General features: G+C 71.3%; 19 protein-coding genes. 10 read left to right on the top strand and 9 right to left on the bottom strand.

Features of this window, described 5'->3' with window-relative positions:
* Nucleotides 1-95: 95 nt before the first annotated feature.
* Nucleotides 96-2174, bottom strand: a complete 2079-nt coding sequence (locus ABME02_RS04280) for a DNA gyrase/topoisomerase IV subunit B (protein ID WP_353814044.1) — start codon at nt 2172-2174, stop codon at nt 96-98.
* A 146-nt stretch (nt 2175-2320) separates the two neighbouring features.
* Here ABME02_RS04280 and ABME02_RS04275 point away from each other — a divergent pair, with 146 nt between their 5' ends.
* A complete protein-coding gene (locus ABME02_RS04275; protein WP_353814043.1) occupies nt 2321-2557 on the top strand; it encodes a DUF7455 domain-containing protein in 237 nt (78 codons plus the stop codon).
* Between the two features lie 78 nt (nt 2558-2635).
* Here ABME02_RS04275 and ABME02_RS04270 read toward each other — a convergent pair whose 3' ends face one another.
* From ABME02_RS04270 to ABME02_RS04255, 4 genes are all read right to left on the bottom strand, one after another.
* Complete coding sequence (locus ABME02_RS04270; protein ID WP_353814042.1) at nt 2636-3379, bottom strand: type 1 glutamine amidotransferase; 744 nt, start codon at nt 3377-3379, stop codon at nt 2636-2638.
* The gene (locus ABME02_RS04265) at nt 3376-4632 is read right to left on the bottom strand and encodes a Mur ligase family protein (RefSeq protein ID WP_353814041.1); all 1257 of its coding nucleotides are present in this window, start codon (nt 4630-4632) and stop codon (nt 3376-3378) included. Before ABME02_RS04265 ends, ABME02_RS04270 begins: the two co-directional genes overlap by 4 nt.
* Nucleotides 4633-4639: 7 nt before the next feature.
* Nucleotides 4640-5998 carry an RNA polymerase sigma factor gene (locus ABME02_RS04260; RefSeq protein WP_353814040.1) on the bottom strand — a complete coding sequence of 453 codons (1359 nt, stop codon included), beginning with the start codon at nt 5996-5998 and terminating at the stop codon, nt 4640-4642.
* Between the two features lie 297 nt (nt 5999-6295).
* Entirely contained in the window at nt 6296-7213 is a 918-nt protein-coding gene (locus tag ABME02_RS04255) for a proteasome assembly chaperone family protein (RefSeq protein WP_353814039.1), read from the bottom strand.
* A 115-nt stretch (nt 7214-7328) separates the two neighbouring features.
* Here ABME02_RS04255 and ABME02_RS04250 point away from each other — a divergent pair, with 115 nt between their 5' ends.
* The 3 genes from ABME02_RS04250 (at nt 7329) to sucB (ending at nt 11848) form a co-directional block, all read left to right on the top strand.
* On the top strand, nt 7329-8798 hold the full coding sequence (locus ABME02_RS04250) for a leucyl aminopeptidase (RefSeq protein WP_353814038.1): 1470 nt from the start codon (nt 7329-7331) through the stop codon (nt 8796-8798).
* A 94-nt stretch (nt 8799-8892) separates the two neighbouring features.
* Entirely contained in the window at nt 8893-10266 is a 1374-nt protein-coding gene (lpdA, locus tag ABME02_RS04245) for a dihydrolipoyl dehydrogenase (protein WP_353814037.1), read from the top strand.
* A gap of 67 nt (nt 10267-10333) precedes the next feature.
* A complete protein-coding gene (sucB, locus tag ABME02_RS04240; RefSeq protein WP_353814036.1) occupies nt 10334-11848 on the top strand; it encodes a 2-oxoglutarate dehydrogenase, E2 component, dihydrolipoamide succinyltransferase in 1515 nt (504 codons plus the stop codon).
* Here the strand turns inward: sucB and ABME02_RS04235 are convergent.
* Nucleotides 11845-13515, bottom strand: a complete 1671-nt coding sequence (locus ABME02_RS04235) for a protein kinase (RefSeq protein ID WP_353814035.1) — start codon at nt 13513-13515, stop codon at nt 11845-11847. The two genes, sucB and ABME02_RS04235, sit on opposite strands and share 4 nt — an antisense overlap.
* A 113-nt stretch (nt 13516-13628) precedes the next feature.
* Between ABME02_RS04235 and lipB the strand changes: the two genes are divergently transcribed.
* From lipB to ABME02_RS04220, 3 genes are all read left to right on the top strand, one after another.
* The gene (gene lipB / locus ABME02_RS04230; RefSeq protein WP_353814034.1) at nt 13629-14270 is read left to right on the top strand and encodes a lipoyl(octanoyl) transferase LipB; all 642 of its coding nucleotides are present in this window, start codon (nt 13629-13631) and stop codon (nt 14268-14270) included.
* Complete coding sequence (gene lipA, locus ABME02_RS04225; protein WP_353814033.1) at nt 14267-15256, top strand: lipoyl synthase; 990 nt, start codon at nt 14267-14269, stop codon at nt 15254-15256. Before lipB ends, lipA begins: the two co-directional genes overlap by 4 nt.
* A gap of 87 nt (nt 15257-15343) precedes the next feature.
* Nucleotides 15344-16066, top strand: coding sequence for a DUF4191 domain-containing protein (locus tag ABME02_RS04220; RefSeq protein ID WP_353814032.1), 723 nt, complete (start codon nt 15344-15346; stop codon nt 16064-16066).
* A gap of 71 nt (nt 16067-16137) precedes the next feature.
* Here ABME02_RS04220 and ABME02_RS04215 read toward each other — a convergent pair whose 3' ends face one another.
* On the bottom strand, nt 16138-16569 hold the full coding sequence (locus tag ABME02_RS04215; RefSeq protein WP_353814031.1) for an RDD family protein: 432 nt from the start codon (nt 16567-16569) through the stop codon (nt 16138-16140).
* 138 nt (nt 16570-16707) lie between these two features.
* Here ABME02_RS04215 and glnA (ABME02_RS04210) point away from each other — a divergent pair, with 138 nt between their 5' ends.
* Both glnA (ABME02_RS04210) and ABME02_RS04205 read left to right on the top strand, forming a co-directional pair.
* Nucleotides 16708-18132: a type I glutamate--ammonia ligase gene (glnA, locus tag ABME02_RS04210; protein WP_129233535.1), complete on the top strand. Its 1425-nt coding sequence runs from the start codon at nt 16708-16710 to the stop codon at nt 18130-18132.
* 251 nt (nt 18133-18383) lie between these two features.
* Nucleotides 18384-18560 (top strand): hypothetical protein, encoded by a 177-nt coding sequence (locus ABME02_RS04205; protein WP_353814030.1) that lies wholly within the window; start codon nt 18384-18386, stop codon nt 18558-18560.
* A gap of 71 nt (nt 18561-18631) precedes the next feature.
* Here the strand turns inward: ABME02_RS04205 and ABME02_RS04200 are convergent, their stop codons facing one another.
* Together ABME02_RS04200 and glnA (ABME02_RS04195) are read right to left on the bottom strand one after the other, a co-directional pair.
* A complete protein-coding gene (locus ABME02_RS04200; protein ID WP_353814029.1) occupies nt 18632-21646 on the bottom strand; it encodes a bifunctional [glutamine synthetase] adenylyltransferase/[glutamine synthetase]-adenylyl-L-tyrosine phosphorylase in 3015 nt (1004 codons plus the stop codon).
* Between the two features lie 13 nt (nt 21647-21659).
* Nucleotides 21660-22997 (bottom strand): type I glutamate--ammonia ligase, encoded by a 1338-nt coding sequence (glnA, locus tag ABME02_RS04195; RefSeq protein ID WP_353814028.1) that lies wholly within the window; start codon nt 22995-22997, stop codon nt 21660-21662.
* 87 nt (nt 22998-23084) lie between these two features.
* Here glnA (ABME02_RS04195) and panB point away from each other — a divergent pair, with 87 nt between their 5' ends.
* Nucleotides 23085-23972: a 3-methyl-2-oxobutanoate hydroxymethyltransferase gene (gene panB / locus ABME02_RS04190; RefSeq protein WP_353814027.1), complete on the top strand. Its 888-nt coding sequence runs from the start codon at nt 23085-23087 to the stop codon at nt 23970-23972.
* Nucleotides 23973-23995 lie beyond the last annotated feature (23 nt).

Raw genomic sequence — 23995 nt, 5'->3', positions numbered from 1 at the left:
GCCTTCACGACGACGGGCCCGCCGCACCATCGGTGCGACGGGCCCGTCGACGTCGGTCTTGCGTCCTGGGCGTGCTTCGCCCGAGGCGTCAGCGCTCAGGCGTCGATGCGATCCCGCGTGAGCGCCGCGGCGCTGTCGACGATGAACTCCTTTCGCGGCGCGACTTCGTTGCCCATGAGCAGCTCGAACACGCGACCCGCGTTCTCGGCGTCGGCCACGCCGACGCGGCGGAGCGTGCGGTGCCGGCGGTCCATCGTCGTCGACGCGAGCTGGTCGGCATCCATCTCGCCGAGGCCCTTGTAGCGCTGGATCGGGTCCTGGTACCGCTTGCCCTGCTTCCGCAGCGTCGCGAGCACGCCCGCGAGCTCCTTCTCTGAGTAGGTGTAGATCACGTCGTTGGGCTTCGAACCGGGATTCATCACCACGACGCGGTGCAGGGGCGGCACGGCGGCGAACACGCGGCCGTCCTCGATCATGGGCCGCATGTACCGGAAGAAGAGCGTCAGCAGCAGCGTGCGGATGTGCGCGCCGTCGACGTCGGCGTCGCTCATGATGATGACCTTGCCGTAGCGGGCCGCCGAGAGGTCGAAGCTCCTCCCGGAGCCGGCGCCGATGACCTGGATGATCGACGCGCACTCCGCGTTGCCGAGCATGTCGGCGATCGACGCCTTCTGCACGTTGAGGATCTTGCCGCGGATCGGCAGCAGCGCCTGGTGCTCGCTGTCGCGCGCGAGCTTGGCCGTGCCGAGGGCCGAGTCGCCCTCGACGATGAACAGCTCGCTCTGCGCGACATCCGTCGACCGGCAGTCGACCAGCTTCGCCGGCAGCGAGGAGGTCTCGAGCGCGTTCTTGCGGCGCTGGGTCTCCTTGTGCGTGCGCGCCGAGATGCGCGCCTTCATCTCCGAGACCACCTTCTCGAGCAGCATCGAGCTCTGCGCCTTGTCGTCGCGCTTGGTCGACGCGAAGCGCTCGCCGAGCGCCTTCTGCACGACCGATGCGACGATCGACCGCACCGCGGGCGTGCCGAGCACCTCCTTCGTCTGCCCCTCGAACTGCGGCTCGGGCAGTCGGACCGTGAGCACCGCCGTGAGGCCCGCGAGCACGTCGTCCTTGTCGAGCTTGTCGTTGCCGACCTTCAGTCGTCGGGCGTTCTGCTCGACCTGCTGGCGGATGAACTTCAGCAGTCCCTGTTCGAAGCCGGACTGGTGCGTGCCGCCCTTCGGCGTCGCGATGATGTTGACGAAGCTCCGCATCACGGTGTCGTACCCCGTGCCCCAGCGCAGCGCGATGTCGACGTGGCAGTGCCGCTCGACGTCGGTCGGGATCATCGCACCGTGGTCGTTCAGCACGGGCACCGTCTCGGTGAAGCGCCCGTCGCCCGTCAGCCGCCAGATGTCGGTCACCGGGCCGTCGACGCTGAGGTGCTCGGCGAATTCCGAGATGCCCCCCTCGAAGTGGAAGCGGTGGGTCTCGGGCGCCTCACCGCGCTCGTCGGAGACGGTGATCGCGAGGCCGGGAACGAGGAACGCGGTCTGCCGTGCGCGATTCAGGAGGTCCTCGAGCTGGAAGCTCGCCCCGCGCGTGAAGATCTGCGGGTCGGCCCAGTACCGGACCCGGGTGCCGGTCACGGCCTTCGCGACACGCCCGACCTTGCGCAGTTCGCTCGACTGCTCGAACGGGCGGAACGATGCCGACGGCGATCGCGTGCCGTCGTCGTCGAAGATGCCCGGCTCGCCGCGGTGGAACGACATGGCCCACGTCGCGCCGCCGCGGTCGACCTCGACGTCGAGGCGCTCCGACAGCGCATTGACCACTGATGCGCCGACGCCGTGCAGGCCACCCGAGGCGGAGTAGGAGCCGGACCCGAACTTGCCGCCCGCGTGGAGCTTCGTGAACACGACCTCGACACCGGTGAGCCCCGTCTTGGGCTCGACGTCGACCGGGATCCCGCGGGCGCGGTCGCGGACCTCGACGCTGTGGTCGGCGTGCAGTACCACGTCGATCTCGGTGCCGTGGCCGGCCAGCGCCTCGTCGACGGAGTTGTCGATGATCTCCCAGAGGCAGTGCATGAGGCCCCGCGAGTCGGTCGAACCGATGTACATGCCCGGCCGCTTGCGGACCGCTTCGAGGCCCTCGAGGACGGAGAGATGGCGGGCGGAATAGTCGGAGCTCACGTCGCACAAGCCTAGTGACGGCCACCCCCGTTCCCGGACCCGACGCTTCGCGCTGAGCGAAATGCACGGTCGTACGGGACGTTCGCAGCCGGAGTCGTGTTTTCATTGAGAGACGGAAACGGCTCGTGATCTACGGAGGAGGCGCCATGAACCAGACCACCGACACCGCCGGTGCGGTCGACGAAGTCGACACCCCGCACGAGCTGACCGCGCTCGATCGCTGCGACGCCTGCGGCGCACAGGCCTACATCCGAGTGGTCGTCGCGAGCGGCGAACTCCTCTTCTGCGCCCACCACGGCCGCAAGCACGAGGAGAAGCTCTCGCAGATCGCCCACAGCTGGCACGACGAGTCGAGCCGGCTCCTCTCCGACACGCGCAACTGACGCGGGTCCCCACGACGACGAGAACGCCCCTGGAGTGATCCGGGGGCGTTCGTCGTCGCTGCCGTCGTTCGCGTCGGCTCAGGCGTCGGCGGATGCCGCGACTCCCGCAGCGCGCAGCTGCAGCGTGCGGGCGGCCTCGGCGAACCGGTCGACCTCGGCCGACCGCCCCCCCGGTGCATAGTCCAGCCCGACTCGTTCGCACGCCCGGACGAGCATCGCGTCGGCCAGGCGCGGGTTCTTCGCCAGCACCGGTCCGTGCAGGTGCGTCCCGATGACGTCGCCCATCCGAACTCCCTCCTGCCCGGAGCCGCGACCGTTGCCCGATCCCGCCTGGACGCGCCCGACCGGCGACGCCTCCGCGCCGACGTAGTCGCGTGCGTGGTTCTCGAAGCCCACGAGCAGCCCGAGGCCGCCTGCCGCCTTCACGACGAGGTCGCCCGCCACGCGGCCCTCGCGCGGCACCGCTCGACCGGCGAGGACGCCGAGGCCCTCGACGCTGCGGCCGTCCTCGAGCTCGATGCCCCAGCTGAGCAGCTCCCACCCGGTGCCGATCGCGAGGATCGGCACGCCCTCGGTGCCCCAACGACGGAGCTCGTCGTGGAGTCCGAGCAGGACCTCGCGGCTGCGCTCGAGCGAGGAATCGCTGCCCGAGCCGAGGACGACCACGTCGACCCGCTCCGGCAAGTCCGCCGCGCGCTCGACCGGCACGACCCGTGCATCGATTCCGGCCCATCGAGCGCGCGCCGCGAGCACGGCCGCGTTCTCCGCGTCGCCGTTCGTGTTCTGCAACGAGGGCAGCAGCGAGACGATCGTGAGGGTCATTCCGCTCCCGTCAATCCGAGGTGCGCCCGCGTGCGCCGCATGGCGTCGGCCGAGAACACGATGGTCTTCACGCCGTTCGTCGGGGCGGGCGCGGCGAGGAAGTCGTCGAGGGCGCGACCCAGGTCGTGCTCGACGCGGTCGATCTCGACGCCGTCGTATGCGAGCATCAGCGCGGCCTCGTCGGCCTTGGAGCCGCTCACGATCGAGACTCGGCCGAGGGAGGAGGCATCGGTCGGCCAGAAGTAGGACGGATCGCGCACGTCGGACCCGATGGCGAAGAGGATCCGGTCCGTCCCCGGTGCGATGCTGTCGACGTTCAACTGGTAGCTCGCGGGGTTCTGCACGAGGACGAAGTCGACCTCCTGCCCGCGGACCGTGACCCGCTCGCCGCGTCCGAAGACCGCGGGGATGCCACTCAGTGCGCGGGCCGCGACCTCGGGGTCGAACTGCTCGCCGAGCACAGCGTGTGCCGTCGAGTACGCCGCGGCCGCATCGACCGCGTAGTGCGTGCCGCGCGCGGGCAGTCCGATCGCGACGTCGCGTCCGCCGTCCGCGAGCACCGCCGACGCCCCGTCGACGGATGCCACGACCACGCCCGCCGTCGGATCGAGACGCTCGGGGCTGGTCTCGGTGTGCCCGAGTCCGCGCGGCGAGGCGGCGAGGACCGTCGGGGAGACGCCGAATCGCCGTACCGCGACGCCGTCGTCGAGTCCGTCGGCGATCCGCTCGAGGTACGCGTCGTCGGCGTTCACGACGACGGAGCCGTGCGCGCGGGATGCGATCTTCGCGAGCATGCCGGCGACCATCTCCGAGTCGTGGAACCGGTCGATCTGGTCGACCATGACGTTCGTGAGGGTCACGACGCGGGCGTCGACGCCCTCCATCACGCGGGCGCCGTGGCCCTCGTCCATCTCGAGCACCGCGACGTCGCCGGGCACTCGGCCGCGCCAGTCCGCCTGCTCGAGGAGCGCGGACGTGAGGCCCTGGCTGATGTTCGCGGTCGAGGGGTTCGTGAAGACCGCCTCGCCGTGGGCGCGCAGGATCGCGACGAGCATCTTCGTCGTCGTCGACTTGCCGCTCGAACCGGTGACGACGACGAGGCCGCGCGGGAATCCGGAGAGCGTGGTGCGGAGGTAGCCGGGGGCGATGGAGTTGACCACGAGGCCGGGCACCGCCGAACCGCCGCCCGGCTTGCGCAGCCGGGCGGCGATCCTGGTGAGCCGGCCGACGAGGATCGCCGGCGCGTACTTCACTGGCGGCCTACTCGAGGTAGTCGCGCAGCGACTGCGACCGGGACGGGTGGCGGAGCTTCGCCATCGTCTTCGACTCGATCTGGCGGATGCGCTCGCGCGTCACGCCGAAGGTGTCGCCGATCTGGTCGAGCGTCTTCGGCATGCCGTCGCCGAGGCCGAACCGCATGCGGATGACGCCGGCCTCGCGCTCGCTCAGGGAGTCGAGCAGCGACTCGAGCTGCTTCTGCAGCATGGTGAAGCCGACCGCGTCGGCCGGGACGACCGCCTCGGTGTCCTCGATGAGGTCGCCGAACTCGCTGTCGCCGTCCTCGCCCAGCGGCGTGTGCAGCGAGATGGGCTCGCGGCCGTACTTCTGGACCTCGATGACCTTCTCGGGGGTCATGTCGAGTTCCTTCGACAGCTCCTCGGGGGTGGGCTCGCGCCCGAGGTCCTGCAGCATCTGCCGCTGGACGCGCGCGAGCTTGTTGATGACCTCGACCATGTGCACCGGGATGCGGATGGTGCGGGCCTGGTCGGCCATCGCGCGCGTGATCGCCTGACGGATCCACCAGGTCGCGTAGGTCGAGAACTTGAAGCCCTTGGTGTAGTCGAACTTCTCGACCGCGCGGATGAGGCCGAGGTTGCCCTCCTGGATGAGGTCGAGGAACTGCATGCCGCGACCCGTGTAGCGCTTGGCGAGCGAGACCACGAGGCGCAGGTTCGCGCCGAGCAGGTGGCTCTTGGCGCGCTGACCGTCGCGGGCGACCCACTGGAGCTCGCGGCCGAGCTGCGAGCGCTTCTCGGCGTCGGACATGTGCGAGAGCTTCTCCTCGGCGAAGAGGCCCGCCTCGATCCGCATCGCCAGCTCGACCTCTTCGGCCGCGTTCAGGAGCGCGACCTTGCCGATCTGCTTCAGGTAGTCCTTGACCGGATCGGCCGTCGCGCCGGTGATCGTCGTCGAGTAGACGGGGATCTCGTCCTCGTCGTCGGAGGCGCGGAGCACGATCGCACCCGTCGGGTGGGGCTCCGCGGCGGCGGGCTTCGCCTCCTCGTCGCCTGAGTCGTCGGTCGACTCGTCGCCCGTCGTCTCGTCGGCGCCGTCCTCGACCGCGACCTCCTCGTCCTCGGCGTCGTCGAGCTCCTCCTCGTCGGCGCCGTCGGCGCCCTTCGCCTTGGTGCCCTTCGCCTTGCCGCCCTTCGCAGTCGACGTGCGGGGCGTCTTCGACGCCGTCGTGGCGCTCTTCTTCGATGCGGTGCTCTTGGTCGACGCGGCCTTCGCGGTCGTGGCCTTCGTCGACTTCGACGCCGACGCCCGCTTGGTCGTGCCCGTGGCGCGGGGCGCCTCGGCCGACTCGTCGGTCGTCGCCGTGGTGGTCTTGGCTGCCATGTGTACTGAACCTCTTCCTCACCGTCGCGCGGCGCATGGCCCCTGGGCGGGCCTGCCGGGATCTCTGTCTGCGTCGCGACCCGGGTGATTTCGGACACGATGAGGACCCATGTCAAGTCCGCAACGGTGGCGACGCGAGTCGCACGGCGGACCAGAACGGGTCCTTCCCCCCATTATACAGGCCGCGACGCGTCGACCGTCCGCAACGACGCGGGTTCCGGGCGCGATCCGACCTGCACCAGAGTCCAACGCGTCCGGCGTCGGCGGCATTCCCCCGGCGCCGTCGCCGGATCGGCGTCAGCCCTCGTCGGCGTCGCGGCTTCGGCGGCGGGCGAGGAACTTCTCCAGCTCGGCGCCGATCTCGTCCGCAGACGGCAGCTCGCCGTCCTCATCGGTGAGCGGTGATCGCAGGCTGGTGCCCTCCATGTAGTCGTCGTGACGTTCCTCGAGCGTGTGCACGAGCTTGGCGAGCTCGCCGTTCTCGGCGACCTGCTCGTCGATCCGCGCCGTGAACTCGCGACCCTGTTCGCGCAGCGAGTCCGTGGGGAAGATGCGACCCGTCGAGGCGCTCACCGCCTCGAGCGCCGTGACCGCCGCGGACGGGAACTCCGCATCCGACAGGTAGTGCGGCACGAGGAGCACGAACCCCGTCGTCGGGTGCCCCTGCGACTGCAGCCGGTACTCCACGAGGTGCAGCGCGTTCGCCGGAACCTGGGTCGTCGGCCGCCACACCGACATCGCCTCGATGAGGTCGGTCCGGTTGCCGCTCACCGTGACGCCGATCGGTCGCGTGTGGGGCACCGGCATCGGGATCGAGTTGATCCACGTGGTCGACGACACCTCGAAGCGCTCGATGAGGCCGAGCACCGCGGCGCCGAAGCGGTCCCACTGGAAGTCCGGCTCGAAGCCCGTCAGCAGCAGGAACGGCTGGCCGAGCTCGTCGCGCGCCAGGTCGAGCGACAGCCTCGGGGGTCGGTAGTCGGTCAGGTGGTCCCCCTCGAAGAGGATCACGGGCCTCCGTGCGCGGTAGTCGAGCAGCTCGTCGGCGTCGAACGTCGCCACGACCTCGCTGTCGAGGGTGGTGAGAAGGTACTCCGTCGTCTGGGCGACGGCCGATCCCGCGTCGGCGAACCCCGTGAGCCCGGCGACGAGCGGGAGTCCGAGGGGCACCTCGACGTCGGCGTTGAGCTCGTACAGGGAGCGGGGATCGCGCATGGTCCAAGGGTACCGAGGCAGGGACCGCGCCCGCCCTCGAGCGCACCGCGGCGACCATGCCGAGAGCGAACAGCGGATGCCGGCCCGGGCGGGGCGAACACCTACGATCGAAGCCATGTCCGTTCCCTCGATCGAACTCACCGCCTCCCCCGCCGCTCCGACCGACGTCGACGCCGTGGTCCTGCCCGTCCGACGCACCGGCGACGGCCCCGTGCCGATCGTCGAGGGCGGCTTCGCGTGGGTCGGCGCCGCCCTCGCCCGGCTCGGCGCCAAGGGCGGGCTGGACGAGGTGACGAAGCTCACGGCGCCCGACGTCGACCTCCTGGTCGTCGCCACCGGCGTCGGCGAGACCACGGATGCCGAGTCGCTGCGGCACGCGGGAGGGGCAGCGCTCCGCGCACTCGCCTCCGCCTCGACCGTCTCGCTCGCGGGCGTCGGCCTCGACGCGCCGCTCGCGGAGGCGTTCGCCGAGGGCGCTGCCCTCGGCGCCTACACGTTCACCGAGTACAAGGACGGGCCGACCGGCCCGGACCGGCTCGTCGTGCACACCGAGCACGACGCCGAAGCCGTCCGCCTCGACCGCATCCGCAGCGTCGTGGCGGCGGTCGCGCGAACGAAGGATCTCGTCAACACCGCACCCAACGACCTGCCTCCCACCGTCCTGGCCGACCTCGCGGCGGCGGCCGCCGAATCGGCCGGCATCATGGTCAGGACCTACGACGAGGCCGCGCTCGCCGAGGGCGGCTTCAACGGCATCCTCGCGGTCGGCGGGGGCTCGTCGCGCCCGCCGCGGCTCGTCCGCCTCGAGTACGCCCCGGCCGGGGCATCCGCTCACCTCGCCCTGGTCGGCAAGGGCATCACCTTCGACTCGGGCGGGCTCTCGCTGAAGCCCGGGGCCTCCATGGTCGGCATGAAGTCGGACATGGCCGGCGCGGCCGCCGTGCTCTCCGCGATCGTGGCGCTCGCGGAGCTCGAGGTGCCCGTGCGGGTCACCGGATGGCTCTGCCTCGCCGAGAACATGCCGTCGGGCACCGCGGCACGACCGAACGACGTGATCCGGATGAAGGGCGGCACCACCGTCGAGGTGCTGAACACCGACGCGGAGGGGCGCCTCGTCATGGCCGATGCGCTCGCCGCGGCGAGCGAGGAGCAGCCCGACGCGATCATCGATGTCGCAACGCTCACCGGCGCGCAGGTCGTCGCGCTCGGCAATCGCATCACGGGCCTGATGGGCGAGGACGAGCTCGTCGCGGAGCTCCGCGGCGCGGCGGAGGCCGCCGGCGAGCCGACGTGGCCGATGCCCCTGCCCGAGGACCTCCTCCCCCTGCTGAAGTCGGATGTCGCGGACCTCGCGAACACCAAGCTCGGGACCGTGGTGCCCGGCATGCTGCTCGCCGGGGTGTTCCTCCAGCAGTTCGTCGGCCGACGCGACGGCGAGAACGCCCCCAGGATCCCGTGGGCGCACCTCGACATCGCCGGGCCCTCCTACAACACCGCGGCGCCGTGGGGATTCACCGGAGCGGGCGGCACCGGGGCCGCCGTGCGGACCCTCATCGCGCTGGGCGAGCGGGCCGTCGCCAGGTAGTACAGTCGTGTGGGGCGATCCACGCCCCAGACGTTCCCCGGCCACGAAACCGGGTGACTCGCGCCGCAGATCCGATGCGCAAGGGAGATTCTCTTTGTCCGAGCAGAACTTTGACCTCGTCATCCTCGGAGGCGGCAGCGGAGGGTACGCAGCGGCGCTGCGCGCCGTCCAGCTCGGCCTCAGCGTGGCCCTCGTCGAGAAGGACAAGCTCGGCGGCACGTGCCTGCACCGTGGGTGCATCCCGACGAAGGCGCTGCTGCACGCGGCCGAGGTCGCGGACAACTCGCGCGAGTCGGAGAAGTTCGGCGTCCGGTCGAGCTTCGAGGGCATCGACATCCCGGCCGTGACGCGGTACCGCGAGGGCATCGTCGCGAGCAAGTTCAAGGGCCTGCAGGGCCTCATCAAGGCCCGCGGCATCACCGTGTTCGAGGGCGAGGGTCGGCTCGAGGGCGCCAAGACGGTCGTCGTCGGCGACGAGCGGCTCACCGGCAAGAACGTGGTCCTCGCGACGGGCTCCTACTCGCGCTCGCTGCCCGGCCTCGAGATCGCCGGCCGCGTGATCACCAGCGAGCAGGCGCTCGAACTCGACTTCGTGCCGAAGAAGGTCGCGATCCTCGGCGGCGGCGTCATCGGCGTAGAGTTCGCGAGCGTCTGGCGTTCGTTCGGCGCCGACGTCACCATCATCGAGGCCCTCCCCCACCTCGTGCCCAACGAGGAGGAGTCGATCTCGAAGCAGCTCGAGCGCGCGTTCCGCAAGCGCGGCATCGACTACAAGCTCGGCGTGCGCTTCCAGGGCGTGACCCAGCACGACGACGGCGTCGTCGTGACCCTCGAGAACGGCGACACGGTCGAGGCCGAGCTCCTGCTCGTCGCCGTCGGTCGCGGCCCGGTCACTCAGAACCTCGGCTACGAGGAGGCGGGCGTCACCGTCGACCGCGGCTTCGTCATCACGAACGAGCGCCTCGAGACGAGCGTCCCAGGCGTCTACGCCGTCGGTGACATCGTCCCCGGCCTCCAGCTCGCCCACCGCGGCTTCCAGCAGGGCATCTTCGTCGCCGAGGAGATCGCGGGCCTGAGCCCCATCATCGTCGAGGACGTCAACATCCCGAAGGTCACCTACTGCGAGCCCGAGGTCGCGTCGGTCGGCTACACCGAGGCGCGCGCCGCCGAGAAGTTCGGCGCCGACCAGGTCTCCTCGTACGAGTACAACCTCGCGGGCAACGGCAAGAGCCACATCCTCGAGACCAGTGGATCGATCAAGGTCGTCCGCGTCAACGACGGCCCCGTGGTCGGCGTGCACATGATCGGCGCTCGCGTCGGCGAGCTGATCGGCGAGGCGCAGCTGGCCGTGAACTGGGAGGCGTACCCCGAGGACATCGCCCCCCTGATCCACGCGCACCCGACGCAGAACGAGGCGCTGGGCGAGGCGTTCCTGAAGCTCGCGGGCAAGCCGCTCCACGCGCTCTGATCCCGTCGCGCCGAAATACGACTGCAATAAGCTAGAACGCGTCACACGCTGTGAAGGAGACAAGCGAATGAGCGAATCCGTCAGCCTCCCGGCACTCGGCGAGAGTGTCACCGAGGGCACGGTCACCCGCTGGCTGAAGAACGTGGGAGACCGAGTCGAGGTCGACGAGCCGCTGCTCGAGGTTTCGACCGACAAGGTCGACACCGAGATCCCGTCGCCCGTCGCGGGTGTCATCGAGGCGATCCTCGTCCAGGAGGACGAGACCGTCGAGGTCGGAACCGCGCTCGTCACGATCGGCGACGGCTCTGGAGCTGCGGAGCCCGCGGCGGCCCCGGCCGCCGAGGCTCCCGCCGCACCCGAGGCTCCGGCACAGGAGGCACCCGCGCCGGCCGCCGAGCAGGCCCCGGCCGCTCCGGCCCCCGAGGCCGCCCCGGCAGCCCCTGCTCAGGAAGCCGCCCCGGCCCCCGAGGCTGCTCCCGCCGCCCCGGCCCCGGAGACTGCCCCGGCGGCTCCTGCACCCCAGGCCGCTCCCCCGGCGCAGGCTCCCGCCGCCCCGGCCGCGCCAGCCCAGGAGGCTCCCGCTGCGCCGCCCGCGCCCGCGCCCGCACAGGAGGCACCCGCCGCTCCGGCGCCCGCCGCGCAGCCGGCTCCCGCCGCACCGAGCGGCGGCGCGCACGCCGGCACCTCCGGCTACGTGACCCCGATCGTCCGCAAGCTCGCGAACGAGCAGGGCGTCGACCTCGCCTCGGTGACCGGCACCGGCGTCGGCGGGCGCATCCGCAAGCAGGACGTGCTCTCGGCCGGCACGCCTGCCGCGGCCGAGGCGCCTGCCGCGAAGGCCGAGCGCCAGCCGCTCGAGACGTCGCCGCTGCGCGGCACCACGCAGCCGATGACGCGCCTTCGCAAGGTCGTGGCCGAGCGTGCGGTCGTCTCGATGCAGTCGACCGCCCAGCTCACCTCGGTGGTCGAGGTCGACGTCACTCGAGTGGCCCGACTGCGCGACCGCGTCAAGGGCACGTTCCAGGAGAAGACCGGCACCAAGCTCTCGTTCCTGCCGTTCTTCGCCCTGGCCGCGGTCGAGGCGCTGCGCGCCTACCCGATCATCAACTCGACGGTCGACGGCGATGCCATCGTCTACCCGGAGCGCGAGAACCTGAGCATCGCGGTCGACACCGAGCGCGGCCTGCTCACGCCGGTCGTCCGCGACGCGGGCGAGCTCGACATCGCCGGCCTCGCCGGGCAGATCGCCGACCTCGCCGAGCGCACCCGCAACAACCAGCTCAAGCCCGACGAGCTCGCGGGCGGCACGTTCACGCTGACGAACACCGGATCGCGCGGTGCGCTGTTCGACACGCCGGTCGTGTTCCTGCCGCAGACCGCGATCCTCGGCACCGGCGTCGTCGTCAAGCGCCCGGTCGTGATCTCCGAGGACGGCTCGGACGCGATCGCGATCCGTTCGATGGTCTACCTCGCACTGTCGTACGACCACCGCATCATCGACGGCGCCGACGCGGCCCGCTTCCTCACGGCGGTCAAGGCCCGCCTCGAGGAGGGCGACTTCGAGGGCGACCTCGGCATCTAGTCGAACCACTCCCGTAGACGCCAACCGGCCTCGCTCCGCATCATCAGGAGCGAGGCCGGTTCGCGTTCGCCGATCGCGGGCACGCTCAGCACGACCGCGTCGCCGAGGTCGGAGGTCACCGAGATCGCCGACAGGTCCGCCGTGCCGGCGGCCGCGGGCTCGCCCGACGCGATCGCGGCGAGGTCGCGCGCCTCGATGGGCGAGGCGGGTTGCGCGTAGGACGCGACGCACGCCAGGTCGCGGCCGACGAGGCACCCTGCTCGGATCTCGAGCAGGGCGGCCGCGGCCTCGACCGGCTCGGTCCCGCCGGGTCGGACCTCGCCGGATCCGTCGGTTCCGTCGACCGCCGCCGCATCTTCGACGACCTCGTCGGCCGCCCCGATCGCCGTCTGGGTCGACGGGCCGGAGGTCGGAGCCGCCTGCGCGGTGGCCGGCGCGCCCCGCACCGCCTCGCTCGCGGCGCGATCGCCGTCACCCGCCGCGGCGGGCGGCACCGCGGTGAGCACGAGGACGAGCGCGCCCGTGCCGATGAACCCGCCCGTGGCGAGGACGGCCGGACGCCGTCGGATCCAGTCCAGGAGCCGCCGCCGCGCGGCGGCACCGACGCCCTCGTCGGGCGCTCCCTCCAGTCCGTCGACGATGCCGGGCAGCTGCGCCAGCTCGGCGAGACACCGTGCCGCGCTCCGACGGGACAGGACGACGGGAGGCGCCTCCGTCCCCGTCTCGGCATGCTGCGTCGGGTCCGTCGATCGCACGCCATCGAGGGCCCCGACCTCCGACTCGAACGGGACCGGGCCCGTTCCGGGAATCACCGCCGGCATCCGCGACGGCAGTGGTCCAGCGGCTCTCGATCCCATCGGAATGACGAGCGGCACGGGCTCGGCGACGGCGAAGAGCGCGCGTTCGATCGCCTCGTGGTCCGGGGCGAACGGGCGGCCGAGCAGCATCGACCGGGCGAGCTCGATCGGCGGTTCGAAGCGGGTGGGCGTGATCGAGGCGGCCACGACGACCTCCATGAGGGCGAGGAGCGCGGCATGCGCGCGCCGAGCTCGCTCGGTCCGTTCGGAGGCGGGGACCCTCGCATCGGTCCGCTCGAGCGCGCCGAGCCCGATGAGGCGCGGCCGGCCCGCCTCGTCGACGAGCACGTCCGACGGCGCGAGCCGCGCGTGCACGAGTCCGCGGCTTCCGAGTTCGCGCACGGCGACGAGGAGCGGAGCGAGCGCGGTGACCACCTGGCCGGGCGAGAGGTGCGCGTCGTCGAGCATGGTCGCGAGCGTTCGCCCGCCGATGCGCTCGACGACGAGGCAGGCACGGCCGTCGGGGAGCGTCGCGACGTCGAGGAGCCGGGGAACGGTCGCCGTCGGATCGTGCTCCATCGCGTGGATCTCGGTCGCGATCGCGTCGTCGTCGGCCGAGCGATCGTACACGCGGACGACGACGAGCGCGGGCGCGGGTTCGGGTTCGTCGGGTGACCCGGCAGTCGGCTGCGCGGCGACCGCCAGGTGCACGTCCGCGCGCTCGCCCGACCCGAGCCTGCGGAGGAGCCGGTATCCCGCGAGCACCGCGTCCGCCGTGGTCGGCGGGTGCGCGACGGGGCGCGGTTCGGGGACGGATGGACGGGAGCGTCGGCCGCCGAGGCGGGCCTCGCGTCGCGAGCGGGGGGCCATGTCGACCGAGGATGCCGCGCGCACCCGGCCGGGACCACGGCGTGGCGTGCGCCGGGGACCCCCGCCGAGCCGACCGGCCGGTGGAGGACGGGACGCCGCCTAGACTGGTGCCCATGCTCGACTACGTCGACACGGGGCTAAGCGCCAACTCCGTGCCGTACAGCGAGGGCCTCACCCTCCAGCGCGCCGTCCATCAGGCGGTGGTCTCCGGCCAGCGACCGGACACCGTCATCCTGCTCGAACACGAGCCGGTCTACACCGCCGGCAAGCGGACCTCCCCGGAGGAACGTCCGATCGACGGCACGCCCGTGATCGACGTCGACCGAGGAGGGAAGATCACGTGGCACGGACCGGGCCAGTTGGTCGGCTATCCGATCCTGCACCTCGCCGAGCCGATCGACGTCGTCGGATACGTCCGACGGCTCGAAGGCGTGCTCATCGACGTCCTCGCCGGGTTCGGCATCGACGGCACCCGCGTCGACGGACGATCGGGCGTGTGGATCGTCCGCGGCGGCCTCGAGGAGAAGATCGCCGCGATCGGCATCCGCGTCGCAGAGGGCGTGACCATGCACGGATTCGCCCTGAACTGCTCGAACTCGCTCGAGCCGTACGCGAAGATCATCGCCTGCGGCATCCGCGACGCCGGAGTGACCACGATGTCGCGAGTCCTCGGCCGAACGGTCACCCCCGCCGACGTCGCCGACGCCGTGCGCGCACGGCTCGATGCCGAGTTCGCGCCGGTGGTGGCCGCATGAGCGCCGACCCCGGCGGGCGGCGCATGCTGCGCCTGGAGGTCCGCAACGCCGAGACCCCGATCGAGCGCAAGCCCGAGTGGATCAAGACCCGCGCGAGGATGGGACCGGAGTACCGCCAGCTCCAGCAGCTCGTCAAGAGCGAGGAGCTGCACACGGTCTGCCAGGAGGCGGGCTGCCCCAACATCTACGAGTGCTGGGAGGACCGGGAGGCGACCTTCCTCATCGGCGGCTCGCAGTGCACGCGGCGGTGCGACTTCTGCCAGATCGACACGGGCAAGCCCGCGGACTACGACGTGGACGAGCCGCGACGTGTCGCCGAGTCGGTGGTGCGGATGCAGCTGCGCTACTCGACCGTGACGGGCGTCGCGCGCGACGACCTGCCCGACGAGGGAGCCTGGCTCTACGCCGAGACGATCCGGCAGATCCACGCGCAGTCCCCCGGCACGGGCGTGGAGATCCTCGTCCCCGACTTCTCCGGGAACCCGGAGCTGCTCGGCGAGGTCTTCTCCGCCCGTCCCGAGGTGTTCGCGCACAACGTCGAGACGGTGCCGCGCATCTTCAAGCGGATCCGCCCGGCCTTCCGGTACGAGCGCTCGCTCGACGTGATCACGCAGGGGCGCGACGCGGGCCTCATCACGAAGTCCAACCTGATCCTCGGCATGGGCGAGGAACGGGCCGAGGTGTCGCAGGCGCTCCGCGACCTGCACGACGCCGGTACCGACATCATCACCATCACGCAGTACCTCCGCCCGAGCCCGCGGCACCTCCCGGTCGCGCGCTGGGTGCGACCGGAGGAGTTCGTCGAGCTCAAGGAGGAGGCCGAGGAGATCGGCTTCCTCGGCGTCCTCGCCGGACCGCTCGTGCGGTCCTCCTACCGCGCCGGACGCCTCTGGGCGCAGTCGATGCGGGCCAAGGGCCGCGAACTTCCGCAGGAGCTCGCGCATCTGGCCGACACGTCGCTCGGATTCGCGCAGGCGGTCGGCTGAACGACGCCCGAACGGCCGATGGCACGGGGCCGCCCGGATCCGCGTTCGCGGTCCGGGCGGCCCCTTCGCCGCCGGTATCCTTGACGCATGGCACGCACCAAGGACGCCGGGTCCGCTCCCAAGCCCCCGAAGGAGCCCGGCCGCATGAAGCAGATGTGGCAGGTCTTCCAGATGACCCGCCGCTACGACTCCAGCGCCCAGTGGCTCATGCTCCTCGGCTTCCTGGCGCCGGTCGCCGTCGGCCTCGGCCTCGCCCTGTGGCTGAGTGGCGGGAACGGCTTCACGATCGCGCTCTGGATCATCGCGGGCGTGCTCGCGGGCCTCCTCATCGCGCTGGTCATCCTCGGCCGGCGTGCCGAGCGCGCCGCGTACTCGCAGATCGACGGCCAGCCTGGCGCGGTGGGTGCGGTCCTCCGCAGCGGCCTGCGGGGCAGCTGGGTCGGCAACGAGATGCCCGTCGCCGTGAACGGCAAGACGCAGGATGCCGTGTACCGCGCCGTCGGTCGCGGCGGCGTCGCCCTCATCAGCGAGGGGCCCCGGTCGCGGACCGAGCGCATGCTCGCCGACGAGAAGCGCAAGGTCGAGCGCGTGCTGCCGAACGTGCCCGTGACGACGTTCTCGGTCGGCCACGAGGATGGCTCGGTCGAATTGCACCGTCTCGCGGCCACGCTCCGGAAGACGAAGCGCAGCCTCACCAAGCCCGAGGTGCTCGCGGTGACCAACCGGTTGAACTCCCTCCAGGCGCCGCTCCCGATCCCGAAGGGCGTCGACCCGATGCGGGTGCGCCCGCAGCGCGGTCGCATGCGCTGACCTGCGACCACATCCTGCGGCATCCGTTCACGAGAGCGGATGCCGCAGCCGCGTGCGGCGCGGAACGCCGATCAGGCGCGGATCAGGACGGTGCCGGCGACCTTGTCGTGGAATCCGCGCTGGTCCGAGTCCCAGACCAGCGCGGGAACGACGACGACGAGCAGGAGCGTGCGGACGACCGGTCGCCACAGGCCGACCCAGCCCCCGCGGATCGGGACGACGCGCATTCCCAGCAGCCGGTGGCCGACGCTGCCGCCGATCGTCGGGATGAAGATCACCTGCATGAGGGCGAACACGCCGAGCGCCGCCCACGACTGCGCCGTCGACGCGTAGGGGCCGACGAGCAGCGCGATGACGTTCGCGATCAGCCAGTCGACCATGATCGCCGCGATGCGTCGTCCGATGCGGCCGACGGACCCCGTGCCCTCCTCTGGGAGGCCGAGCCGTTCGCCGGGATAGGTGCTGGGTGGGACGTCGCCGGTCGGGTTCGAGGGGTCTGGCACCGGACGAGTCTACCGATCGGCCACCGTGTAACACGCTCGAAACATTGGTGTCACGGCAGGGAAACCCCGCCCGGATAGCGTCGCAACCGGTCGAACGACTGCGTCCTCGTCCCCAACCTTCCCTTGGAGCACCGTCACATGTTCAGTGATTCTTCCGAAGTCCTCAAGTTCATCAAGGAGACGGACGTCAAGTTCCTCGACATCCGCTTCACCGACCTCCCGGGCGTGCAGCAGCACTTCAACATCCCGGCCTCCACCGTCGACGAGGACTTCTTCACCGTCGGCCAGCTGTTCGACGGCTCCTCGATCCGCGGCTTCGCGTCGATCCACGAGTCCGACATGCAGCTGATCCCCGACGTCTCGACGGCCTACATCGACCCGTTCCGCGCCGAGCGGACGCTCATCATGGTCTTCGACATCTACAACCCGCGCAACGGCGAGATCTACGGCAAGGACCCGCGCCAGGTCGCCAAGAAGGCCGAGAAGTACCTGGCCTCCACCGGCATCGCCGACACCGCGTTCTTCGCGCCCGAGGCCGAGTTCTACATCTTCGACGACGTCCGCTACGAGGTGAAGCAGAACGCGAGCTTCTACTCGGTCGACTCGAGCGAGGGCGCCTGGAACTCCGGCCGCGCCGAAGAGGGCGGCAACCTGGCCAACAAGACCGCCTACAAGGGCGGCTACTTCCCGGTCTCGCCGGTCGATCAGCACGCCGACCTCCGCGACGACATCGTCCTGAAGCTCATCGAGGCCGGCCTCGAGGTCGAGCGCTCGCACCACGAGGTCGGCACCGCCGGCCAGGGCGAGATCAACTACAAGTTCGACACGATGGTCCACGCGGCGGACGACATCCTGAAGTTCAAGTACATCGTCAAGAACACCGCGAACGAGTGGGGCAAGACGGCGACCTTCATGCCGAAGCCGCTCTTCGGCGACAACGGCTCGGGCATGCACACCCACCAGTCGCTCTGGAACGACGGCAAGCCGCTGTTCTACGATGAGGCCGGCTACGGCGGCCTGTCGGACGTCGCGCGCTGGTACATCGGCGGCATCCTCCGCCACGCCCCCGCGCTGCTCGCCTTCACGAACCCGACGGTGAACTCGTACCACCGGCTGGTCCCGGGGTTCGAGGCGCCCGTCAACCTCGTGTACTCGGCGGGCAACCGTTCCGCCGCGATCCGCATCCCGATCACGGGCACGAACCCCAAGGCCAAGCGCATCGAGTTCCGCGCGCCGGATGCCTCGGGCAACCCGTACCTCGCCTTCGCCGCGCAGCTCATGGCCGGCCTCGACGGCATCAAGAACCGCATCGAGCCGCACGAGCCCGTCGACAAGGACCTCTACGAGCTCCCGCCCGAGGAGGCCAAGGCGATCCCGCAGGTTCCGGGTTCGCTCGACGCCGTGCTCGACGCCCTCGAGGCGGACCACGACTTCCTCCTCGAGGGCGGCGTGTTCACCAAGGAGCTCATCGAGACCTGGATCGACTACAAGCGCGAGAAGGAGCTGAAGCCGCTGGCCCAGCGTCCGCACCCGTTCGAGTTCGAGCTGTACTTCGGCGTCTAGACTCTCTCCCCCCATCCCCCCCCCAGAGAGCCGAGGGCCCGTGTCGCGTTCTGCGACACGGGCCCTCGTGTCGTCTCACCGCCGCGACGGCTGCGACGAGGGATCGGATTCCGTGGCGGATGCGGTTGGGACATCCGACGACGGGGACGGCGCGCGAAGCCGGACCGGCCTCCTCCCGCAGCACAGCACGAGCCCGCCTCATGCGCGAGGATTGCTCGTGTTCCGTGCGGGGCCGGCGTAGCCTCTGTTCCATGGACGCATGGATCCCGATCGTGCTCGTGGCGCTCGGCGTCGTCGCAATCTTCATCGTGCTCGTGCGACGGATCCGCGCGGACCGGAACGCGCCGCACGACATCGAGGATGACGCCATGAGGAAGGCGTCATCGGATGCGGCCGCACGATCCGAGCGCGACCACTGGCGCCCCTGATCGAGCCGAACGGCCGACGGCCCGCTCGTCGGGGAAGAGCGCGCCCATCTCTCGGGTGCGCGGGGAACCGCTCAGCCGACCGTCGGCTCGCGCCGCGGTTCGACGCCGTAGAACCCGCGCTCGAAGACCGCGCGCGCCCGACGGGTGACGGCGAGGTAGTCGTGCTCGAGCGCCGTCGCCGAGCCCGGCGGGTAGCCCATGATCCGCGCCACGCCCTCGAGCTGGGTGCGCTCGACCGGGAGCACATCGGTCGTCTTGTCGAGCCACAGGGTCAGCGCGGAGCGTGCACGGGAGGCGAGGACCCAGGCCGAGCGCAGCGTCTCGGCGTCGGCGGCGTCGACCAGTTCCGCGTCGACAGCGGCCGTGAGGGCTCCGAGCGTCGAGGCGGTCCGGAGCGCCGGGATCCGCGCCGCATGCTCGAGCTGGATGAGTTGGACGAACCACTCGACGTCGCTCAGCGAGCCGCGGCCGAGCTTGAGGTGCCGGGTCGGATCCGCGCCCTGCGGCAGGCGTTCGTTCTCGACGCGCGCCTTGATGCGCTTGACCTCGCGGACCTCCTGGTCGCCGATATCGCTCGGGTAGCGAACGCCGTCCGCGACCTCCGTGAAGTCGTCGATCAGCGCCGAGTCCCCGGCGACGCCGCGCGCCCTGAGCAGCGCCTGGGCCTCCCACGTGAGCGACCACCGCGCGTAGTACGCGCGGTACGCGTCGAGTGAGCGAGCGACGACCCCGTTGCGTCCCTCGGGGCGCAGGCCGGCGTCGAGCTCGAACGGCAGGCGCGCGTCCTCGCTCGTCCGCACGAGTTCCGACACGATCTTCAGGGCACGCGTGTGCGCGGCATCCGGCTCGGCGGTCGTGGGGCGGTACACGTAGAGGATGTCGGTGTCGGAGCCGATCCCGAGTTCGCGTCCGCCGAAGCGACCCATGCCGATCACGGCGAACTCGATGCCGTCGTCGCCGCGTCTGATCGCTCGGAGCAACGAGGTCAGGTGGGCCTCGACGACGTCGCTCAGGCCGCGGCCGAGTTCCTCGATCGTGCAGACGTCGAGGATCGCGGCAAGGGCGAGCCGGAGCACCTCGCGACGGCGCATCGCGCGAAGCACCTTCGCCGCCGCCTCGAGGTCGCCGTGTCGGGCGAGGACGGCATCGCCCTCCTCACGGAGGGCCCGGAGCGGGCGCGGGCGCAGCTCGTCGACGTCCTCGAGCCAGGCGACCGCCTCGGGGATGCGCTCCAGCAGTTCGCCGGCGAAACGGGAACCGGACAGGACGCGCGTGAGCCGCAGCGCCGCGTCGGACGAGTCGCGGAGGAGGCGCAAATACCAGTGCGTCGTGCCGAGCGCATCGCTGATCCTCCGGAAGGCGAGCAGGCCGTAGTCGGGGTCGGCGCCGCCCGCGAACCACGAGATCAGCACGGGCATGAGGTGACGCTGGATCGTCGCCCGGCGGGACACGCCCGCGGTGAGCGCCGCGATGTGCGCCAGCGCGCCGCGCGGGTCCTGGAAGCCGATCGCGGCGAGCCGGGCCTCGGCCTGCGCGCTCGTGAGTTCGAGCCCCTCGGCGGGGAGTGCGGCGACCGCGGAGAGCAGCGGGCGGTAGAACAGGCGCTCGTGCAGCCCGCGCACGCGTCGCCGCGTGGACTGCCAGGTCTCGGTGACCTCGCCGGCCGTCCGGGCGAGCCCCGACGCGCGGGCGAGGACCCGCCGCTCCGCGTCGTCGCGGGGCATGAGGTGCGTGCGGCGGAGCCGCGCGAGCTGCAGCCGATGCTCGAGCACGCGAAGCACCCGGTAGTCGCGCGAGAACTCGGCCGCCTCCTCCCGCCCGACGTAGCCGTGCTCGGCGAGGGCCGCGAGGGCGGGCAGCGTGCCGGCCTGCCGGATCGTCTCGTCGGTCGCCCCGTGGACGAGCTGAAGGAGCTGCACCGTGAACTCGATGTCGCGGAGGCCGCCGGGGCCGAGCTTCAGCTGGACGTCGACCTCATCGGACGGGATGTGGTCGGTCACGCGCTCCCGCATGCGCTGGACCGATTCGACGAAGCCCTCGCGCGATGAGCTCGACCAGACCTTCGGCGCGACGCCCGAGGCGTACCGCGCGCCGAGGTCCGGGTCGCCGGCGAGCGGCCGGGCCTTCAGCAACGCCTGGAACTCCCAGCTCTTCGCCCAGCGGTCGTAGTACTGCAGGTGCGACTCGAGGGTGCGCACGAGCGCGCCGTCCTTGCCCTCCGGTCGCAGGTTCGGGTCGACCTCCCACAGCGGCGGCTCGATCCCGGGCTCCCCGATCGCGCGCATCATCGTCATCGCGAGCCTGGTCGCGATCTCCAGCGCGCGAGCGGTCGACGCGACCTCCTCGTCGGCGGATTCCGCCACGAAGATGACGTCGACGTCGCTCACGTAGTTGAGTTCGTGCGCGCCGGCCTTGCCCATGCCGATCACCGAGAGCCTGGTCGCCGCCACCTCGGTCGCCGGGAACCGCCCGGGTGCGGCCGGCTCGCCGTCGACGCGTGCGGCGAGCCTCCTGGCCAGCGCCAGCGCGGCCTCGATCGCTCCCCCGGCCAGGTCGGCGAGGCCTGACGCGACGGTGTCGAGCGCGTCGACCGCGTCCGCGCGGGTGAGGTCCCAGATCGCGACGCCCGCGAGGAGTCGCCGGTATCGGACGCGCAACGCGCGCGCGGCGACATCCGCCAGTCGCGCGAGCGGCGCGTCGACGGATGCCACGGCCGCGACGAGCTCGTCAGCGGCGTCCGCCTCCGAGGGCGGCGGCGCCGGCCGCTCGTGCAGGAGCGCCAGCTCGTCCAGGTTCCGCAGGAAGAACTCGGCGAAGCCGCGCGAGGCGCCGAGCAGGCGTGCGGCGCGGTCGAGCGCGGCGGGATCGCGGATCACGGCGCCGACGGCCTCCGGAGCGCGCTCGTGGAGCCGGCGGAGCTCCGCGAGCGCCTGATCGGGGTCGGCGGCCGCGCCGAGCGACTCCACGAGCGATTCCGGCTCGACGCCCGCGGCCCCGGCGAGTTCGCCCGCGTGGACCGCCGCCAGGTCGAGGTCGTCGAAGCCGGCGCGCGCGAGCGCACCCAAGGTCGGGGCGGTGCGCGTCATCCGTTGCCGACCGTCAGAGGATCTCGAGGTTGCGGTGCAGCTCGAACGGCGTGACCTGAGTGCGGTAGTCGCGCCACTCGGCCCGCTTGTTCGCGAGGACGTAGTTGAAGACGTGCTCGCCGAGCGTGTCGGCGACGAGCTCGGAGGTCTCCATGTACTCGATCGCGTGGTCGAGGCTCGCGGGCAGCGGGCGGTAGCCGAGTGCGCGGCGCTCGCTGTCGCTCAGCGCCCAGACATCGTCCTCGGCCTCGGAGGGCAGCTCGTAGCCCTCCTCGATCCCCTTCAGGCCGGCGGCGAGCAGCAGCGAGAACGCGAGGTACGGGTTCGCGGCGGAGTCGATGGCCCGGTACTCGACACGGGCGCTCTGGCCCTTGTTCGGCTTGTAGAGCGGCACGCGCACGAGCGCGGACCGGTTGTTGTGTCCCCAGCAGATGAAGCTGGGGGCCTCGTCACCGCCCCAGAGGCGCTTGTAGGAGTTCACGAACTGGTTCGTGACCGCCGAGATCTCGTTCGCGTGGCGGAGGAGGCCGGCGATGAACTGCCGGCCGATCTTGGAGAGCTGGTACTGCGCGCCGGGCTCGTAGAAGGCGTTCGCGTCGCCCTCGAAGAGCGACAGGTGCGTGTGCATGCCCGAGCCGGGCTTGTCGGAGAACGGCTTCGGCATGAACGTCGCGTAGACGCCCTGCTCGATCGCGACCTCCTTCACGACCGTCCGGAACGTCATGATGTTGTCGGCCGTCGTGAGGGCGTCGGCGTAGCGGAGGTCGATCTCGTTCTGGCCGGGACCGGCCTCGTGGTGGCTGAACTCGACCGAGATGCCGAGGTCCTCGAGCATCCGGACGGACCGCCGTCGGAAGTCGTGCGCGGTGCCGCCGGGGACGTTGTCGAAGTAGCCCGCCGAGTCCACCGGCTGCGGGCCCTCCGCGCCGTACTTCGACGACTTGAGGAGGTAGAACTCGATCTCGGGGTGCGTGTAGAACGTGAACCCGGCGTCGGCCGCCCGGGCGAGGGTGCGCTTCAGCACGTTGCGCGGGTCGGCCACGGCCGGCTCGCCGTCGGGGGTCGTGATGTCGCAGAACATGCGCGCCGTGGGGTCGATGTCGCCCCGCCAGGGCAGCGTCTGGAAGGTGGTCGGGTCGGGGTAGGCCAGCAGGTCGGACTCGAAGGTCCGGCTCAGGCCCTCGATCGCGGAGCCGTCGAAGCCGATGCCCTCCGTGAACGCGCCCTCGACCTCGGCCGGCGCGATGGCGACCGACTTCAGCGTGCCGACCACGTCGGTGAACCAGAGCCTGACGAACTTGACTCCTCGTTCCTCGATGGTCCGGAGAACGAAGTCGCGCTGCTTGTCCATGCACACCCTTCCTCGATGCTCTCAGCGTAGTCGGTCGGGCCCTGCCGTCCCGCCCGCATGACGGTGGGGCTGTGCGAGACTGGCGCCATGTCCGACCACGCATCCGACGGCGCAGCGACCCCCTCCGAGGCCCCCGTGGCCGAGAACCCCTACGGCGGCGCCTCGCGTACCGCGAGCGGCCCCAAGCGGGTCCGCACCCGGCACTTCCAGACCGCCAAGCGCGACGGCATCAAGATCACGGGCCTCACGAGCTACGACCAGCTCACCGCGCGCATCTTCGACCGGGCGGGCATCGACTTCCTGCTCGTCGGGGACTCCGCGGGCAACAACGTCCTCGGCTACGAGACGACCCTCCCCGTCACGGTCGACGAGCTGATCCCCCTGACCCGCGCGGTCGCCGGCGCGGTCGAGCGCGCGTTCGTCGTCGCGGACATGCCGTTCGGCTCGTACGAGAACGGGCCCGACGAGGCGCTGCACACCGCCATCCGCTTCATGAAGGAGGCCGGCGCGCACGCGGTCAAGCTCGAGGGCGGCGAGCGCAGCCAGAAGCAGATCCGTCGCATCGTCGGCGCCGGGATCCCCGTCATGGCCCACATCGGCTACACGCCGCAGAGCGAGCACGGCCTCGGGGGTCACATCATCCAGGGTCGCGGCGAGGGCGTGAACCAGCTGCTCGCCGACGCGCAGGCCGTCCAGGACGCGGGCGCGTTCGCGGTCGTGCTCGAGATGGTCCCGGCGGACGCGGCACGGCAGGTCACCGAGATGCTGCACATCCCGACCATCTCGGTGGGCGGCGGACCGCACTGCGACGGCCAGCTGCTCGTGTGGACGGACTGGGCGGGCCTGACGACGGGTCGCATCCCGCGATTCGTCAAGCAGTACGCCGACCTCGCGGGGATCCTCGGCGACGCCGCGCGCGAATGGGCGGCGGATGTCGCCTCAGGCGCCTATCCAACTGAGGAGCACTCGTACTGACGGGCCCGACCCGGGTCGGGCAG

The organism is Agromyces zhanjiangensis, from assembly GCF_040496055.1.
GTDB lineage: Bacteria > Actinomycetota > Actinomycetes > Actinomycetales > Microbacteriaceae > Agromyces > Agromyces zhanjiangensis.
This window is presented reverse-complemented; position numbering and strand designations above follow the sequence as displayed.